The sequence below is a fragment of the Microcystis sp. M53603_WE2 genome (genome assembly GCF_030065435.1).
Window position 1 is genome coordinate 1 of sequence record NZ_JASJFF010001288.1, and the last position, 1701, is coordinate 1701.

Consider the following 1701-nt stretch of genomic DNA (forward strand, 5'->3'; position numbering starts at 1 on the left):
ATTTTTGAATTAAAGGGGCATAGGTGGCATCGTCGTTATTTTGAGGAATTGGGGTAATTTCTGCTCGATCGAGCTTAGAGAGGGTTTCTAGGAGCAAATCCGCCCCCATTTGTCCTAGGGTTGCTCCCACCTGTTCGGCATTGTCAAAAAGAGCGATCGGGGTGTAGGCTTTCAGTAGCATCGGTCCGGTATCCATGCCCGCATCCATTAACATGGTGGTAATGCCGGTTTCTTTTTCTCCCCTAGCGATGCACCACTGCACGGGGGCTGCTCCCCGATATTTCGGTAAAATTGAGCCATGAACGTTAATACAGCCTAATCTCGGCATCTCTAGAATTTCTGGGGAGAGAATTTGTCCGTAGGCAACCACCACAAAGGCATCCACCCGCGATTGTCTGAGAAAATCTAAGGTTCGAGCGTTTTTTTTGACACTTTTGGGCTGCAAAACCGGTATTTGCTGTTCTATGGCTATTTGTTTCACCGGTGAGGGGATTAATTGATTGCCCCTTCCCCGGCGCTTGTCCGGTTGGGTAACGACGGTAATTACTTCTATATCGGGATTGGCTAATAATTTTTTTAGGGTGGGAACAGCAAAAGTCGGGGTTCCGAAAAAAACAATACGCATGGGAGAGGGGGGATTTTTCAGTTATCAGTGAGCAGTAATCAGTGAATGTCCACCGAGTTATTAACGGCTAACTATGCCAGACCATTGAATTTTTTTGGCTTTTTCCCGACGATAGGAGAAAAAATGATCCTCTTGTTGATAGGTACAAAAAGGAGCGATCGCAATTTGTTCATCCCGAATTCCTAACTGTTGTAGTTGATGATAAATCACCCGTCGCACGTCTAAGCGCACTTTCCCTTTTTCCTCGTCAGCAAATAAGGGGGAGGGGGACAGGTTCAATAAATTCGCCAGAATTTGGTCGGGATTGGTTTCTTGGGGGAATAAACTTAAACCCACTTCTACGGCAACTTCTGCCTCTACTTGATACACTTCCCCGGCAATTGCCGGCCCCAGGGCCAGCACTAAGTTATCTAAACAACTACCTGAGTTTAATAACTGCTTTACTGCTTTGGGAACTATCCTTTTGGCCGTCCCTCTCCATCCAGAATGAATCGCCACCCCAACACCAGTAGAGCGATCGCCTATTAGTACGGGCGTACAGTCAGCACTGGCCACCCAAATCCCTTGACCGGAAGCATCGGTGATAATTCCATCCGCTTCGACAATTTCCGGGTTAGTAATCCCTTGGGGATTTAATAGGCGATCGCCATGTACCTGTTTGACCCGATAAACCGGTACATTTGCCCCCAGAGCAGCCGTAAAAGCTTCCGGGGTTTGGGGGTAATAATGACGGGTAAAAAAGCCGTGGGACCAGTCCTCTAGGAGATTACAGGTAAGATAGGGCAATCCTTGCCATATTTGCCATTGCCACAGAGAAGTCTCGGTTAATCGGACATCGATCGCTACATTGGTCACAGTCTAAACCTCTCTTGCTGCATTAATACCTCGTTCTTTCCTATCCTAGTTCTGAGCTTGGCAAACGGCAACCGGAAGATTATTTAGGGTCTGCTGAAAAAGTTTTTCCTAGGGGCAGGGTGTAGGGTGTGGGGTGTGGGGTGTGGGGTTTTACCGATTTTGAGGGGGTCAATTACCTAATTTTCAGGGAAAAAGTCCCTGAATTTCCCCCTGATCACTCC

At 47.5% G+C, this 1701-nt stretch carries 2 protein-coding genes; both read right to left on the minus strand.

Going from position 1 to position 1701, the window contains the following annotated elements; genetic code table 11:
- A partial coding sequence (gene fmt / locus PX481_RS26910; RefSeq protein WP_288096994.1) for a methionyl-tRNA formyltransferase occupies positions 1-625 on the minus strand: 625 nt, incomplete at its 3' end.
- 60 nt (positions 626-685) lie between these two features.
- Positions 686-1480, minus strand: a complete 795-nt coding sequence (gene pgeF, locus PX481_RS26915) for a peptidoglycan editing factor PgeF (protein ID WP_002759681.1) — start codon at positions 1478-1480, stop codon at positions 686-688.
- Positions 1481-1701 lie beyond the last annotated feature (221 nt).